General features: G+C 59.4%; 12 protein-coding genes. 3 read left to right on the forward strand and 9 right to left on the reverse strand.

Going from position 1 to position 14,311, the window contains the following annotated elements; all coding sequences use genetic code 11:
- Positions 1 to 26 precede the first annotated feature (26 nt).
- The 4 genes from fliN to IEX57_RS07830 all read right to left on the reverse strand — a co-directional run bounded on the left by fliN (position 27) and on the right by IEX57_RS07830 (position 3,754).
- Positions 27 to 455 carry a flagellar motor switch protein FliN gene (gene fliN, locus IEX57_RS07815; RefSeq protein WP_188703721.1) on the reverse strand — a complete coding sequence of 143 codons (429 nt, stop codon included), beginning with the start codon at positions 453 to 455 and terminating at the stop codon, positions 27 to 29.
- The gene (fliM, locus tag IEX57_RS07820) at positions 448 to 1,464 is read right to left on the reverse strand and encodes a flagellar motor switch protein FliM (protein WP_188703722.1); all 1,017 of its coding nucleotides are present in this window, start codon (positions 1,462 to 1,464) and stop codon (positions 448 to 450) included. The genes fliN and fliM overlap by 8 nt, the downstream gene beginning before the upstream one ends.
- A 65-nt stretch (positions 1,465 to 1,529) precedes the next feature.
- Complete coding sequence (locus tag IEX57_RS07825) at positions 1,530 to 2,039, reverse strand: flagellar basal body-associated FliL family protein (RefSeq protein WP_188703723.1); 510 nt, start codon at positions 2,037 to 2,039, stop codon at positions 1,530 to 1,532.
- A gap of 524 nt (positions 2,040 to 2,563) precedes the next feature.
- The gene (locus IEX57_RS07830; RefSeq protein ID WP_188703724.1) at positions 2,564 to 3,754 is read right to left on the reverse strand and encodes a flagellar hook-length control protein FliK; all 1,191 of its coding nucleotides are present in this window, start codon (positions 3,752 to 3,754) and stop codon (positions 2,564 to 2,566) included.
- A gap of 134 nt (positions 3,755 to 3,888) precedes the next feature.
- Between IEX57_RS07830 and flhB the strand changes: the two genes are divergently transcribed.
- Positions 3,889 to 5,052, forward strand: coding sequence for a flagellar biosynthesis protein FlhB (flhB, locus tag IEX57_RS07835; RefSeq protein WP_188703725.1), 1,164 nt, complete (start codon positions 3,889 to 3,891; stop codon positions 5,050 to 5,052).
- A gap of 32 nt (positions 5,053 to 5,084) precedes the next feature.
- Positions 5,085 to 7,169: a flagellar biosynthesis protein FlhA gene (gene flhA / locus IEX57_RS07840; protein ID WP_188703726.1), complete on the forward strand. Its 2,085-nt coding sequence runs from the start codon at positions 5,085 to 5,087 to the stop codon at positions 7,167 to 7,169.
- 82 nt (positions 7,170 to 7,251) lie between these two features.
- Here the strand turns inward: flhA and IEX57_RS07845 are convergent, their stop codons facing one another.
- The 3 genes from IEX57_RS07845 to aroA form a co-directional block, all read right to left on the reverse strand.
- A complete protein-coding gene (locus IEX57_RS07845; RefSeq protein ID WP_188703727.1) occupies positions 7,252 to 7,905 on the reverse strand; it encodes an HAD family hydrolase in 654 nt (217 codons plus the stop codon).
- 113 nt (positions 7,906 to 8,018) lie between these two features.
- A complete protein-coding gene (htpG, locus tag IEX57_RS07850; RefSeq protein WP_188703728.1) occupies positions 8,019 to 9,908 on the reverse strand; it encodes a molecular chaperone HtpG in 1,890 nt (629 codons plus the stop codon).
- A 1,206-nt stretch (positions 9,909 to 11,114) separates the two neighbouring features.
- Positions 11,115 to 12,416, reverse strand: coding sequence for a 3-phosphoshikimate 1-carboxyvinyltransferase (aroA, locus tag IEX57_RS07855; RefSeq protein WP_188703729.1), 1,302 nt, complete (start codon positions 12,414 to 12,416; stop codon positions 11,115 to 11,117).
- Positions 12,417 to 12,549: 133 nt separating this feature from the next.
- Between aroA and IEX57_RS07860 the strand changes: the two genes are divergently transcribed.
- Positions 12,550 to 13,404: a 23S rRNA (adenine(2030)-N(6))-methyltransferase RlmJ gene (locus IEX57_RS07860; RefSeq protein ID WP_188703730.1), complete on the forward strand. Its 855-nt coding sequence runs from the start codon at positions 12,550 to 12,552 to the stop codon at positions 13,402 to 13,404.
- 13 nt (positions 13,405 to 13,417) lie between these two features.
- Here IEX57_RS07860 and IEX57_RS07865 read toward each other — a convergent pair whose 3' ends face one another.
- Both IEX57_RS07865 and IEX57_RS07870 read right to left on the reverse strand, forming a co-directional pair.
- A complete protein-coding gene (locus IEX57_RS07865; RefSeq protein ID WP_188703731.1) occupies positions 13,418 to 13,846 on the reverse strand; it encodes a carboxymuconolactone decarboxylase family protein in 429 nt (142 codons plus the stop codon).
- Positions 13,797 to 14,240 (reverse strand): MerR family transcriptional regulator, encoded by a 444-nt coding sequence (locus IEX57_RS07870; protein WP_188703732.1) that lies wholly within the window; start codon positions 14,238 to 14,240, stop codon positions 13,797 to 13,799. The genes IEX57_RS07865 and IEX57_RS07870 overlap by 50 nt, the downstream gene beginning before the upstream one ends.
- Between the last annotated feature and the right edge of the window lie 71 nt (positions 14,241 to 14,311).

Below are 14,311 nucleotides of genomic sequence, written 5' to 3' on the forward strand. Positions count from 1 at the left end.
GGACTGGCGCGATCTTGTAACCGCGCTTATTTGTGCAACCGGCGAATCCGCTCGGCAGGGGTAATGATGTCGGTCAGGCGGATACCGAACTTGTCGTTCACCACCACGACTTCACCCTGGGCGATCAGGCAGCCGTTGACCAGCACATCCATCGGCTCGCCCGCCAGGCCATCCAGTTCCACCACGGAGCCTTGTGCCAGTTGCAGCAAACTGCGAATGGCAATCTTGGTCCGACCCAGCTCCACGGTCAAGGCAACCGGGATATCCAGGATCATGTCGATATTGTTGGGGGCACCGGGCGGTACGGTCTGCGGCGCATCAAAGCGCTCGAACATGTCGGCCGCGCTTTTGACATCGGCCTGCGATTCAGCCGCTTTGCTGTCGGCCTCGGCCTGTTCGGCCATGGCGGCCGCCCAGTCGTCCAGCGCTTCTTCCGGGGCGCTATCCTCAGCCATTGGTTTCTCCCTGGTCTAGCTCGCTGCCGCCTTTGAGCGCGTCAGCGTTACTGAGTATTTTGTTGACTTTGAGTGCGTACTGGCCGTTGAGAATACCATAGTTGCATTCCAGCAACGGCACCCCGTCCACGTCCGCCACAATCGCCTGCGGGATCTCCAGCGAGATCACATCGCCTGACTTGAGGTTCAGAATGTCACCCAGCGTGACCTGGGTATTGCCCAGCGTGGCCACAAGATCCACCTCCGCGTTTTGCACCTGTTTTTGCAACAGTTTCAACCAGCGATTGTCCGCCTCGATCCGGTCTGCCTGCATGGAGCTATAAAGCAGATCGCGAATGGGCTCGATCATGGAATACGGCAGGCAAACGTGGAAATCACCGCCGCCCGCACCCAGTTCGATCTTGAATGTATACGCCACCACCACTTCGGTCGGCGTGGCGATGTTGGCAAACTGCGTGTTCATTTCAGAGCGCACGTAACCGAACTCGCACTCGAACACGGGTTTCCAGGCCTTCTGGTATTCCTCGAACACCACTTCCAGCAGGCGCTGGATGATGCGTTGTTCGGTCGGCGTGAAATCACGCCCTTCCACGCGCACGTGGTAACGGCCATCTGAACCGAACAGGTTATCGACCACCAGGAACACGAAATCCGGATCAAAAATGAACAGGCCCGTGCCACGCAGGGGCTTCATCTGGATCAGGTTCAGGTTGGTCGGCACCACCAGGTTGCGGATGAACTCGCTGTATTTTTGCACCCGCACCGGGCCTACGCTGATTTCTGCGTTGCGGCGCATGAAATTGAACAGCGCAATGCGCAGGTTACGGGCAAAACGCTCGTTGATGATTTCCAGCGTGGGCATGCGCCCGCGCACAATGCGTTCCTGACGACCGATATCGTAGGCGCGCACCGATCCCGCGTCGGGGCCCTCCTCTTCGGAGTCCTCCTCGCCGGTCACACCGCGCAGTAGCGCGTCGACCTCTTCCTGGGAAAGGATATCGTCTGCCATTGATTCTTTCGTCTACCCGTGGCGGCACTGGGCACGCCGGTACTGCCTCTGGTTAAGTCTGCGGTTTACTGCACGATGAAGGTCGTGAAATTCACCGACAACACACCCTCGTCATCGGACGTTACGCCAAGAACTTTATTGATGGCGGCACGAATCTCGCTGCCCAGCTTGTCCGTGCTGTTGGCGGCGCGCATGTAATCCGGTGTTTTGCTGCGCAGAAGCTTGTTCACTTCGTTCTGCACCTTGGGCAGCATGTTCTTGAGGGTTTCTTCGGTTTCGGCGTCGGCCACTTCAACCGTGATATCCGTTTGCAGCATGGTCTCCTGATCCGGCGAATTCAGATTCACCGTGAACTGGGACAGCTTTTCAAAGATCGGCGGATGATCTTCTTTCTTTTTCTTCTTTTTGGCCTGATGCGCCGGCGCTTCCTGCGCATCACCGCCGTCATCGCTGCTGCTGTTGTGCAGCAGCAAGAAGCCCACCGCACCACCGGCAATGATCAGGACCAGTACCACGCCCAGAATAATGAACAACAACAACTTGGATTTCTTTTTGGGCGCAGCTTCTTCAGCCATGGTCTTCCTCAGTGTCTGATGCAGGTTACAGCGGGCCGGTCAGGCCGGAACGATCCCGCGCGGTACGGCAATCCAGTGTGCACAGGCGTTTTGCAACGTCTGCGTCATGTCTCATTTATGCATTATTACGTGGGATTCTTACAGAATCCAGGGGTAATCCATGCAATTGACATCCGCAGCCGGGCTTTTGATCCGCCGCCAGATGCCGCCGGTGATGTACGCGCATGCCTTGGTTTTCAAGCAAACAGCGACATTGACCCAGCCTGCGCGGGTTATACCCATTATCCTGGCAGAAAACAAGCCTAAGCTTACGCGATTGCGGCGCGGTCATGGCAAACGCGTTGATGCGTGTTGCATTCAGCATGATGGCTGGCCAGCGCCCCCGCTCCTGCCATTCATGACAAGCCGTGCACCGGATACAACAAAGCCACCGGCTTGGCCCGCCCTTCACATAACAAGGCAAGCACCGATGGCAATGTCTGCAGTGACTGCGTCGTCACCGCGGTGACGACAAGATCACGCGATCAGGCCCAGAGATTCAGCCCGGAGCGCGCAACCGGAATACGCAGGGTGGTCGAGACCTGAGCCACGCTGGCCGTGCTGTTATCTGCATCGCCCGACCAGTTCGTGTTACGGCCCTGGTTACCATCAAACTGGCGCTGGGCCTGTTGCTGTTGCTGGGCTTGCTGGTTCAGTGAGTCCGATGCGACCTGAACATTGGAGAGCGTAATGCCCTGATCGGCCAGCAGTGCGGACAGGCGCGGCGTGGCAGCAGCCAGCGCTTCACGCACGTTGGCGTGTTGCGAGGTGAAAATGACGCTGGCCTGATCCTGCGACATCGACAAGCGCACTTCCATCGGGCCCAGATGCGGCGGGTTCAGTTGCATGTCCAGTTGCTGTTCTTGCTTGCCAACCATCATCGACACCCGCTGCGCCACCGCTTCGCTCCACTTGTTGTCCGTCACCGGAATATCAATCTGGTGGCTGGGGACGGTCTGCTTGCTGGCATCGGTCTGGCTGGTGCTTTGTGTGGTGTGTTGCTGCGTGCTGGCCAGTTGGGCAAGCGCAGCGGTGTCTGTGTGCTTGTCGTCATCGCTGTTGTTATCTGCGATGGCGTTTTGCAAAAGCGGCAAGAAATTGCCGTCGTCAGCGGCAATATCCGCCGTGTCCTTGCCGTTCTTGCCCGTGCTGGCTTGCAGCCCTTGCAGGATGGATTGCGTATCGGCCGTGCTCTGGGTGGCATCTGCCGTATCGCCCTGGTGGGCGGCCAGCCAGTCATTGAGCGACGACAGCGCCGAAGCGGCATTCTGGTCGCCCTTGCTGCTGGTATCGGTCGGCAAAGTCTGAACCTGCGCTTGCTGGCCCAGCATCCCTTGCAGCATGGCCAGCCAGGCCGTGGTGTTGCTGTCGGGCTGTGCGTCTTGCTTGTCTTGTGCTGCAGCGACGCGGGCCGCAGCCTTGCTGGCGGCAGTGGCGCTGTCGGTGCTGTTGTCGCTATCCTGGTTGCTGCTTTGCTGGGCCTGGTTTTGCGCCTGCTGATTCTGATCCTGATTGCTCTTTTGCGCCGACTGGCTGTTGCTGGAACTGCCGGCAGACTGTCGTGCGTCGGCCAGGGTCGCGCCAAAGTCGACACCGCTGCCATTATTGGCTTGCTGCGATGTGCCGGACTTGCTGTTGGCAGACATCTGGAACGGATTAATGGCGCTGGCGGGCATGATGCAGTCTCTGGTTCTGAAGCAATTGAAATACAGTCTGAGACCATAAAAGCAAAAGCAGTGCCAGCTTGCCTGGCTGCACTGTTAAACTCTGCAGCCGGAGCACCTCATCACGCAGTACAACGCAGATCGCCATGGCAGAAGATTCAGATCTCGAAAAAACAGAACCAGCCACGTCAAAACGACTGGAAGAAGCCCGCCAGCGCGGCCAGGTGCCGCGCTCGCAGGAGCTGGGCTCGTTTGCCATCATGATGACCGGCCTGTTGTCGATGGTGTCGCTGGGCCCGGCGCTGGCGCAGACGCTGGAAGTGATCTTCAGAAACGCCCTCACCTTTGATCACGCCACGGTCCAGGACTCATCCAGACTCTTTCTGATGCTGATGGATGACATCCACAGCGCCCTGTTTGCCGCCTTGCCTATTGCCGCCGCCTGCGCCGTGGCCGGTTTGCTCAGCCCCATGGTGCTGGGCGGCTGGCTGTTCACCACAGAAACCCTGGCCCCCAATTTCGGGCGGATGAACCCGGCCTCGGGGCTGGGCCGGCTGTTCTCGGTCCGCGCGCTGGTCGATATGACCAAGGCCATTCTCAAATCCGGCCTGATTGGCGGTGTGGCCTGCGTTGTGCTGTGGCGCGAACGCGGCGAGATGGTCCAGCTGGCCATCATGCCCGAGCGCGTCAGCTACGTTTATCTGTGGGAAATGATCCGCTACACCTTGTTGCTGGTGATCGGCGGCATGGGTTTCATTGCCGCCATTGATGTGCCCTACCAGCTGTGGGACTTCTACCGCAACCTGCGCATGACCAAAGAAGAGGTCAAGCAGGAGATGAAAGAGTCTGAAGGCGATCCGCACGTGAAGGGCCGCATCCGCCAGCTGCAGCGCGAGGCCGCCCGCCGCCGCATGATGTCGCGCATTCCCAAGGCCGACGTGGTGGTGACCAACCCGACCCATTATGCCGTTGCCCTGCAGTACAACGAACGCATGCGGGCGCCGCAGGTCGTCGCCAAGGGCGCATACCTGCTGGCCGAGCGCATTATTGATATCGCCAAAGAGAACAAGGTGACTGTGGTACGCACGCCACCTTTTGCCCGTGCGCTCTACCACCACACGGAATTGGATCAGGAGATCCCGGCCGCGCTGTATACTGCGGCTGCCGAGGTGCTGGCTTATATCTACCAGTTGAAAAACTGGCAAAGCCACGGTGGCAACCGGCCCACGCTGAACGACAAGCTGCCGGTGCCCACCGAGCTGGACCCCGAACACAACGCAAGTCCGAACGAAGACGGAAACCGCCCCTGAAATGAAATACCTGGTTAAAGCCACCCGTTACCATGTGGCGTAAATTCAATCTGAACCTGCTGGCGGTGCCGGTCCTTGTCCTGATGATTCTGGGCATGATGATCCTGCCCCTGCCGCCGCTGGTGCTGGACTTCTTCTTCACCTTCAATATCGCCATGTCCATCGTTGTGCTGATGGTGGGCTTGTATACGCGCGAACCGCTGGAATTCTCCGCATTCCCGACCGTGCTGCTGTTCACCACGCTCTTGCGCCTGGCGCTGAACGTGGCCTCGACCAAGCTGGTCCTCACGCAGGGCCATACCGGCGCCGATGCGGCCGGTAAGGTGATTGAAGCGTTCGGTCACGTGCTGATCGGTGACAACCTCACCGTCGGTATCGTTGCCTTCGTGATCCTGACCATCATTAACTTTGTGGTGATTACCAAAGGTGCCGGCCGGATTGCTGAAGTGAGCGCCCGCTTCACCCTGGATGCCATGCCCGGCAAACAGATGGCCATTGATGCCGACTTGAACGCCGGCCTGATCGGCGAAGACGAAGCACGCCGCCGCCGCCGCAACATTGCTGATGAAGCCGACTTCTTCGGCTCCATGGACGGTGCGTCCAAGTTCGTTCGTGGCGATGCCGTGGCCGGTATCCTGATCATGGTCATCAACATTGTCGGCGGCCTGATTGTGGGCATGGTCCAGCACGACATGGCATTTGCCGACGCCGGCCGCACCTACACGCTGCTGACCGTCGGTGACGGCCTGGTGGCGCAGATTCCGTCGCTGATCATCTCGATGGCGGCCGGTATCGTGGTGTCGCGCGTCGGTACTGACTCTGACCTCTCCCAGCAGTTGCTGGGTCAGTTGTTTTCGCGCCCGCAGGTGCTGTACATCACCGCCGGCGTTCTCGGCCTGATGGGCATTGTGCCTGGCATGCCGCACGTTGCTTTCCTTACGCTGGCCGCCTTGCTGGCCGGGATTGCGTACTCGCTGGAAAACCGTACCAAAAAGACCGCCCAGGCGGAAAAAGCTGCCGAGATCGCCCGTGCCAACGCCCAGGCTGCGCCGGCCGGCCCGGCGGCAGAACAGCCGCTGCAGGAAGTCAGCTGGGCCGATGTGCAACCGGTGGACCCGATCGGGCTGGAAGTGGGTTACCGCTTGATCCCGCTGGTCGACCGCAATCAGGATGGCGAGTTGCTGCGGCGGATTCGCGGCATCCGCAAAAAGATTGCGCAGGACCTGGGTTTTCTGGTGCCGGCTGTGCATATCCGCGATAACCTGGAACTCAAACCCAACCAGTACCGCATTCAGCTCAAGGGCGTGGATGTCGGCGCGGGCGAGGCGTTTGTGGGCCAGTGGCTGGCCATCAACCCCGGCAGCGCCAGCGGCCAGCTGGCCGGCACGCCAACCAAAGACCCGACCTTCGGCCTGCCGGCGGTATGGATTGAATCCACCCTGCGTGACCCCGCCCAGGCCATGGGTTACACGGTGGTCGATGCCTCAACCGTGGTCGGCACGCATATCTCCAACGTGTTGCAAAGCCACGCCGCAGAACTGCTGGGCCGCGAAGAAGTGCAGCAACTGGTTGACCATTTCGCCAAAGAAGCGCCCAAGCTGGTTGAAGATCTGGTGCCCAAGCTGGTGCCAGTTGGCACCGTCCAGAAGGTGCTGCAGAACCTGCTGGATGAAGGCATGCATATCCGCGATCTGCGCACGATTCTGGAAACGCTGGGCGAGCACATCAACCGCACCCAGGATATCGACGATCTGACCGCGGCGGTGCGCGTGGCACTGGGCCGCGCCATCATCCACCAGTTGTTCCCGGGCGAGAACGAGTTGCCGGTGATTACGCTGGAACCGCATCTGGAGAACATCCTCGTCAACGCGGCCACCGGCAAATCGCAAGGGGGTCTGGAACCGGGCCTGGCCGAGCGTTTGCTTAAACAGGCGTCCAATGTGACGGAAGAACTGGAAGCGCAGGGTTTCAATCCGGTGCTGATCACCCCGGGCAATCTGCGCCCGATGCTGAGCCGTTTCCTGCGTCGCTCCATCCCCAATTTGCGGGTGATTGCGCACAACGAAATCCCCGACACCAAGTCGATCCGCATTGTGGGTGTGCTGGGCGGCGCCTGATCGGGCTGGTCCAATCATCCACAAAAACAAAAAAAGGCCGGCGTGCATTGCACCCGGCCTTTTTGTTGCCTGAAGCGCCCCGTCAAACCAGGGTTTCTGCCTCACGCACGGCGGCCAGCAGCTGTGCCGGCTGATCAAACAGATAACGCGGTTTCTGGGCGGCCAGTTCATCAAGCGAGCCATAACCCCACAACACCCCCGCCGCAGCCAGACCATTACGGTGAGCCGCGATCAGATCCACGCCGCGGTCGCCCACCATCAGCGTATTGGCCGGAATCTTGCCGGCCGCGCGCATGGCCTCAATCTGCTGCCATTTGTGAATGCCGATATCCCCGCCATCGACGAACCGGAAGTAATCAATCAGGCCAAAGTGCACCAGGATTTTCTCGGCAAAATCAGCCCGCTTGGAGGTGCACACCGCCATGGGAATCCCCGCCGCGGCAATACCATCGAGCATGCCCGGCACGCCGCCGTACAACTGGTTTTCCAGATGTCCGTAAATGGCATAACGTTCACGATAGCGCTCGATCAGCGCCGCAATGTGTGCATCATCTTTGCTACCGGTTTCCTTGAAGAAGTTGCCGTCAATCGGCGGGCCGACGTAGCGCGACAATTCTGCCTGGCTGCGCGCGGGATAGCCGAAATGAACCAGGGCATGGTTCATGCAGTTGGCAATGCCTTCGAGGGGGTCACTCAGGGTGCCGTCGAGGTCAAACAGAATGAAATCGGGTCGCATGGCGGAGGCTCTTCACGGTCAGGAACCGAAATTATCAGGAATTTCCGATTTCTTGCACCATGAAAAAAGGCACGTTGTAGCGTGCCTTTTTTACCTACCAATATGACAACGGATTAAAGCTCAGCCATCAACCCGTTCAGACGCTTCACAAATGCCGCCGGGTCTTCCAGTTGCGCGCCTTCGGCCAGCACGGCCTGGTCGTACAGCAAGTGGGTCCAGTCATCAAAGCGCGCGCCATCCAGTTGCGCCTTGAGCTTCTTGACCAGCACGTGCTCCGGGTTCACTTCCAGAATCGGTCGGGTGGCTTTGACATCCTGGCCGGCCGATTTCAACAGACGTTCCAGGTTGGCACTCATGTCCATGTTGTCCACCACCAGACACGCCGGGCTGTCCGTCAGGCGATGCGTCACGCGCACGTCCTTGACCTTGTCACCCAGCGACGATTTCACCTTCTCGATCACGTCCTTGAATTCTTCGGCGGCGGCTTCTTGCTGCTGCTTTTCTGCTTCATCTTCAAACGCGGTCAGATCCAGTTCGCCCTTGGCCACGGATTGCAGTTGCTTGCCTTCAAACTCGGTCAGGCTGGAAACAAACCACTCGTCCACGCGATCGGACAGCAACAGGACCTCAATGCCCTTCTTGCGGAAGATTTCCAGATGCGGGCTATGCTGCGCGCCGGCAAAGGTATCGGCCGTGATGTAGAAAATCTTGTCCTGGCCTTCTTTCATGCGGCCCACGTAATCGGCCAGCGACACGCTTTGTTCCGGCGTATCGGCCAGGGTCGAGGCAAAGCGCAACAGCTTGGCAATGCGCTCTTTGTTGGCAAAGTCCTCGCCGGCGCCCTCTTTGAGCACCTTGCCGAACTCGGTCCAGAACGTCTTGTAGTCTTCCGGCTTGTTCTCGGCCAGATCTTCCAGCACGCCCAGCACCTTCTTCACGCAACCGGACTTGATGGTTTCCACCTCGCGGCTGGCCTGCAGGATTTCACGCGAGACATTCAGCGGCAGGTCAGACGAATCAATCACCCCGCGCACAAAGCGCAGGTATTGCGGCATCAGTTTTTCGGCGTCTTCCATGATGAAGACGCGTTTGACGTACAGCTTCACGCCATGGCGGCGGTCGCGCTCGTACAGATCAAACGGGGCCCGCTTGGGGATGTACAAGAGTTCAGTGAACTCCTGGCGGCCTTCAATGCGCGCATGGCTCCAGGCCAGCGGCTCATCAAAATCATGCGAGACGTGCTTGTAGAACTCTTTGTACTGTTCTTCGGTGATGTCCGACTTGTTGCGCGTCCACAGCGCATTGGCCTGATTGACCGCCTCTTCGCCTTCAGCCGGCACGATGTTGCCATCATTGTCATAGCCCGGCTGTTTAGCCATCAGGATCGGCAGGCTGATGTGGTCCGAGTATTTGCGGATGATGCTGCGCAGGCGCCAGTCATCCAGAAACTCGTCTTCGCCTTCTTTCAGATGCAGCACGATCTCGGTACCGCGCCCGGTTTTGGTCACGTCTTCCAGCGTGAAATCGCCCTCACCGCCAGACTCCCAGCGCACAGCCTGATCTGCTGCCACGCCAGCACGGCGCGTCGTCAGCGTCACCTTGTCCGCCACAATGAACGCCGAGTAAAAACCCACGCCAAACTGGCCGATCAGGTGGCTGTCCTTGGCGGCATCGCCCGACAGTTTGCTGAAGAACTCCCTGGTGCCCGAACGGGCAATGGTACCGATATTGGCAATGACCTCATCGCGCGTCATGCCGATGCCGTTGTCCGAGATGGTGACGGTACGCGCGTCTTTGTCGAACGACAGATGAATATTCAGGTCACCCTCGCCTTCATACAGATCGCCGTGATTGATGGCTTCAAAGCGCAGCTTGTCGCAAGCGTCGGAGGCATTGGAGATCAGCTCGCGCAGGAAAATCTCTTTGTTGGAGTACAGCGAGTGGATCATCAACTGCAAGAGTTGTTTGACTTCGGCCTGAAAGCCCAGCGTTTCTTTACTCATGGGTCGGGAACTCCGGATAACGGTCTTGATGTTGTCTATGCCGCGTGCGGCGGATGGGCGTTCAGATGAGGGCGGGGAAAACCGCTTTCAAGATGTGGGTATTGGGATTTGCTGCGCGGGAGGGGATTCTGTGCTCGCTGCATGATGTAGGGGCCAAGTACGGATTGAGGCGATACGTGCAAATGCATAGGTACTTGCCACAAGATTTCTTCGACACGCCGACCCCGACGACCTCCTTGGCCGCAATCCATCTGCCATGCCGGGCAAAATGCGGTAAAGCTTTTGTTAGCACCTTCGGCGCGGGTTTTTAAAAGCATTTGATACCCGCGGTGGCGGGAGCACGTTACTTTCTTTGCTTCGCCAAAGAAAGTAACCAAAGAAAGGCGACCCCAGCCCGGCGGCCCTCCGGGCTGCCCTCAGTCGGTCGGGAGCCTGGGTCTCCCTCCACTCCTTCGGCGCTTGGCTTTAATGGGGGAGGAAAATCAAAAGCAACTGCAACCCCAAAAAGCAACGGCAAACGCCACGACAAAGACAAAGACAAAGACAACGACAAAACCTGAAACTTGAAACTTGAAACTTGAAACCTGAAAGCAACGGCAACGGCAACCACTGACTCGTCATTCCGGCGAAGGCCGGAATCCAGCTGCGGTACTTGCAAGCGCCACAGGATCAACGTGAGACATTGGTGATAATCCGCCAAAGGCAGCCCCGTGGGCTGCGGGCTGGATTCCTGCCTTCGCAGGAATGACGAAGTGGTGGGCTAAACCCCTCATTCTTGCGCGCGGATGGTCTGCGGGTTTGGGGTTGCCTCTGAAGTTGCCTCTGAAGTTGCCTCTGAAGCTGCTTTTGAAGTTGCTTTTGAAGTTGCCGTTGATTTTCGGGGTTGCGGTTGCTTTTGACTTGCCCTCCCCTTGACTGCGCCGAGCATCGCAGCGAAGTCCGGGGTTTCGGCGGAGGGGTGTTTGAGCGAAGCGAGTTCCCGTAGCCAGCCGGACTTCGCGAGAAGCGCAGGGAACTCGCGTAGCGAGCGCAGTCGCCGGGGTCGCCTTTCTTTTGGGTACTTTTCTTTGGCGATCCAAAGAAAAGTACCGTGCTCCGGCCACCGCCGGTATCAAACCACCGCGCCGTCAGGCGCTAACAAACCAGTTCAGGCTTCAAACACCACCAAGGTGGACTATCGCCCCCCTCCAAATCCACCATCCCTCTTTACTGACTAATCCCCGCCAAAACCTCAAAATAAGTCGGAAACGTCTTCGCAGTACACTTCGGATCATTAATCCGCACCGGCACCCCACCCAACGCCACCAGCGAAAAACACATCGCCATGCGGTGATCATCATAAGTATCAATCGCCGCATGCGGGATCAAATCTGCCGGCGGGGTCACGCGGATGTAGTCCTGGCCCTCTTCCACCGCGGCGCCGACCTTGCGCAGTTCGGTGGCCATGGCGGCAAGGCGGTCGGTTTCTTTCACGCGCCAGCTTTCAATGTTGCGGATGGTCGTCGTGCCTTCGGCAAACAGTGCGGCGACGGCGATGGTCATGGCGGCGTCGGGGATGTGGTTCAGGTCGACATCCAGCGCCTTGAGTTTGCCGGTGGCGGGCGGTGCGGCTTCAATGTGGTTGGCGGCCCAGGTGATCTGCGCGCCCATTTGCTCCAGCACTTCGGCAAAACGCTTGTCGCCCTGAATGCTCTCGCTGCCTACGCCTTCGACCCGCACGACACCGCCACCAATCGCGCCAGCGGCCAGGAAGTAAGACGCGCTGGAGGCATCGCCTTCCACGTGAACCACGCCTGGGCTTTGGTAAATCTGGCCGCCGCGAATCACGAACTCGTTCCAGCCATTGCGTTCAACCTTGATGCCAAAACGCGCCATCAGGTTAAGCGTGATCTCGATGTACGGCTTGGAGATGAGTTCACCGACGACTTCAATCGTCACGTCTTCACCCGTCAACGGCAGCGCCATCAGCAGTGCGGTCAGGAACTGGCTGGAGACATTGCCCTTCACCGGCACGCGGCGACCGGCGCTGATGCTGGCCGGGCGCAGTTGCAACGGCGGGAAGCCGTCGTTGCCCAGGTATTCGATATCCGCGCCGACCACACGCAGGGCGTCGACCAGATCACCGATCGGGCGCTCGTGCATGCGCGGTACGCCGTGCAGTTTGTAGGTGCCGCCAGCCAGCGCCAGCGCGGCGGTCAGCGGACGGAACGCAGTACCGGCATTGCCGAGGAACAGATCGGCGTCCTTGACCGGAAACTGGCCGCCCACGCCTTCCACCACAAAATCACGCGTGCCGGGGGTTTGGGTCCACTTCACGCCCAGGCTGGTCATGGCTTCCAGCATGCGCTCGATGTCATCGCTGGCCAGCAGACCTTTGACCTCGGTCTTGCCGCTGGCAAGGGCGGCCAGCAGCAAAATGCGGTTGGAAATACTCTTGGAACCGGGCAGCGCCACAGTGCCATTCACGCGGGAGATCGGGGCGAGGTCAAGGTATTCGGCAGAGGTCATGGTCTGGCAGCACGCAACGATAGATTCGGGAAAACCCCCATGATAACAGCCCCGGCGCCTCCTCGTGGCGTGTTGGCGCGATTGGGCGGCGGCGATCCGCTACAATGACGCATTGTCTTGTACAGCGCCTGCCATGCTTAGTTACCGCCACGCCTTTCACGCCGGCAATCATGCCGATGTCCTTAAACACACGGTCGAGATCGCGCTGCTGCGCTATCTGAACCAGAAAGACAAGCCGTATACCTATCTGGATACGCATTCCGGTGCGGGCGTGTATTCGCTGGTCGAAGGCTACGCTACCAAAAATGCCGAATTCACGGGCGGGATCGAGCGCTTGTGGCACGACACCGATCTGCCCGAAGCGCTGGCCGACTATGTAGATGTCATCCGTCAGTTCAACCCGGATGGCGAGCTGCGCTACTACCCGGGCTCGCCCGCCTGCGCGCTGCAAGTCATGCGTGAGCAAGACAAGGCGCGCCTGTTTGAACTGCATTCGAGCGACAGCAAATTGCTGATCGACAATATGGAACACTACGGCCGCCAGGCGCAGGTGGATGTGGGCGATGGCTTTGCCGGCATCAAGGCCGTGCTGCCACCGCCGTCCCGCCGGGGCCTGGTCCTGATTGATCCGCCTTATGAAGACAAGGGCGACTATCAGCGCGTGGTTGATGCGCTGGGCGAAGGCCTGAAGCGGTTTGCCACGGGCACTTACGCCATCTGGTATCCGCAATTGCAACGCGAAGAAGCCCGCACCTTGCCGGCCAGACTCAAAATGCTGCCGGTGAAATCCTGGCTGCATGTGGCGCTGTCGGTGCAATCACCGTCGCCGGATGGCTTCGGCATGTATGGCAGCGGCATGTTCGTGCTCAATCCGCCCTGGACACTACACGACACGCTCAAGCCGGTGATGCCCCTGCTGGCGAAAAAACTGGCACTGGATGCCGGCGCGCGCTACGTGCTCGATTTCCACGAAAACGCGGCCGGTTGATCACATTGCCGGCTTAGTTGCCGGCAGCATCACGTGCGTCGAACACTTCCTGCGCTGCAAACAGGCCATTGAGCGCGGCCGGGAAACCGGCGTACAGCGACATCATCATCAGCACCTCCAGGATTTCATCGCGGGTGACGCCGACATTGAGCGCAGCGTTGAGGTGCACCTTGAGTTGCGGCGCGGCGTTGCCCAGCGCGGCCAGCGCCGCAACCACGGCGATCTCGCGCTCACGCAGGCCCAGCCCGGGACGGCTGTAGATATCACCAAAACCGAACTCGACCAGGTAGCGGGCAAAGTCTGGCGCAATGGCGCCAACGCGCGCGACCACAGCCTCGCCCGCATCGCCGTCGATCTGGTTCAGTTGGGCCAGACCGCGGACAAAGCGGCTGTCATCGGTGGTTTGCGGTTGTGGCTGGCGGTTCAGGGTGGCGTGCGTCATGGGGGGTGTCCTCGCAAAATGATGGATTGCGGGATACCTGGTCATCGTAAATGGCGATCTTCTCACGCAGGTAGCCGGCGGTTTGCGCCAGCTCCTGCAGTTGTGCCTCGACTGCTTGCAGATGGGCCTGCAACAGGTCGCGCCGGGCGATGAGCGTGGTATCCCCTGCGCTGCGCATTTGTGCGTAGACCTGCATCTGCCGGATCGGCATGCCGGTATTGCGCAAGCGCAGCAGGAACTGGATCCACGTCAGATCAGCCGGGCCATAGCGGCGCTGTCCGCCCGGCGCACGTTGCACCGGGGCAATCAGCCCGATCCGCTCGTAATAGCGCAGCGTGTGGGCAGACAAACCCGTGTGCTGTGCCATGTCTTCGATCTGCATGAAGGGTTCCATAGCCGTCATCCTGCAAGTTAGAGCGCGCTCCAAGTCAAGCATTTTAATACGCCTTTCGTCGCCACTTTTGT

The organism is Silvimonas iriomotensis, from assembly GCF_014645535.1.
Lineage (GTDB): Bacteria > Pseudomonadota > Gammaproteobacteria > Burkholderiales > Chitinibacteraceae > Silvimonas > Silvimonas iriomotensis.

Excerpts from the sequence above, each read along its gene's own strand:
- IEX57_RS07830 (WP_188703724.1), bottom strand. The coding sequence starts at position 3,754 with ATGCCCGCCAGCGCCATTAATCCGTTCCAGATGTCTGCCAACAGCAAG.
- IEX57_RS07860 (WP_188703730.1), top strand. The coding sequence starts at position 12,550 with ATGCTTAGTTACCGCCACGCCTTTCACGCCGGCAATCATGCCGATGTC.
- fliM (WP_188703722.1), bottom strand. The coding sequence starts at position 1,464 with ATGGCAGACGATATCCTTTCCCAGGAAGAGGTCGACGCGCTACTGCGC.
- aroA (WP_188703729.1), bottom strand. The coding sequence starts at position 12,416 with ATGACCTCTGCCGAATACCTTGACCTCGCCCCGATCTCCCGCGTGAAT.
- flhA (WP_188703726.1), top strand. The coding sequence starts at position 5,085 with ATGTGGCGTAAATTCAATCTGAACCTGCTGGCGGTGCCGGTCCTTGTC.
- htpG (WP_188703728.1), bottom strand. The coding sequence starts at position 9,908 with ATGAGTAAAGAAACGCTGGGCTTTCAGGCCGAAGTCAAACAACTCTTG.
- IEX57_RS07825 (WP_188703723.1), bottom strand. The coding sequence starts at position 2,039 with ATGGCTGAAGAAGCTGCGCCCAAAAAGAAATCCAAGTTGTTGTTGTTC.
- IEX57_RS07865 (WP_188703731.1), bottom strand. The coding sequence starts at position 13,846 with ATGACGCACGCCACCCTGAACCGCCAGCCACAACCGCAAACCACCGAT.
- IEX57_RS07870 (WP_188703732.1), bottom strand. The coding sequence starts at position 14,240 with ATGGAACCCTTCATGCAGATCGAAGACATGGCACAGCACACGGGTTTG.
- IEX57_RS07845 (WP_188703727.1), bottom strand. The coding sequence starts at position 7,905 with ATGCGACCCGATTTCATTCTGTTTGACCTCGACGGCACCCTGAGTGAC.
- fliN (WP_188703721.1), bottom strand. The coding sequence starts at position 455 with ATGGCTGAGGATAGCGCCCCGGAAGAAGCGCTGGACGACTGGGCGGCC.
- flhB (WP_188703725.1), top strand. The coding sequence starts at position 3,889 with ATGGCAGAAGATTCAGATCTCGAAAAAACAGAACCAGCCACGTCAAAA.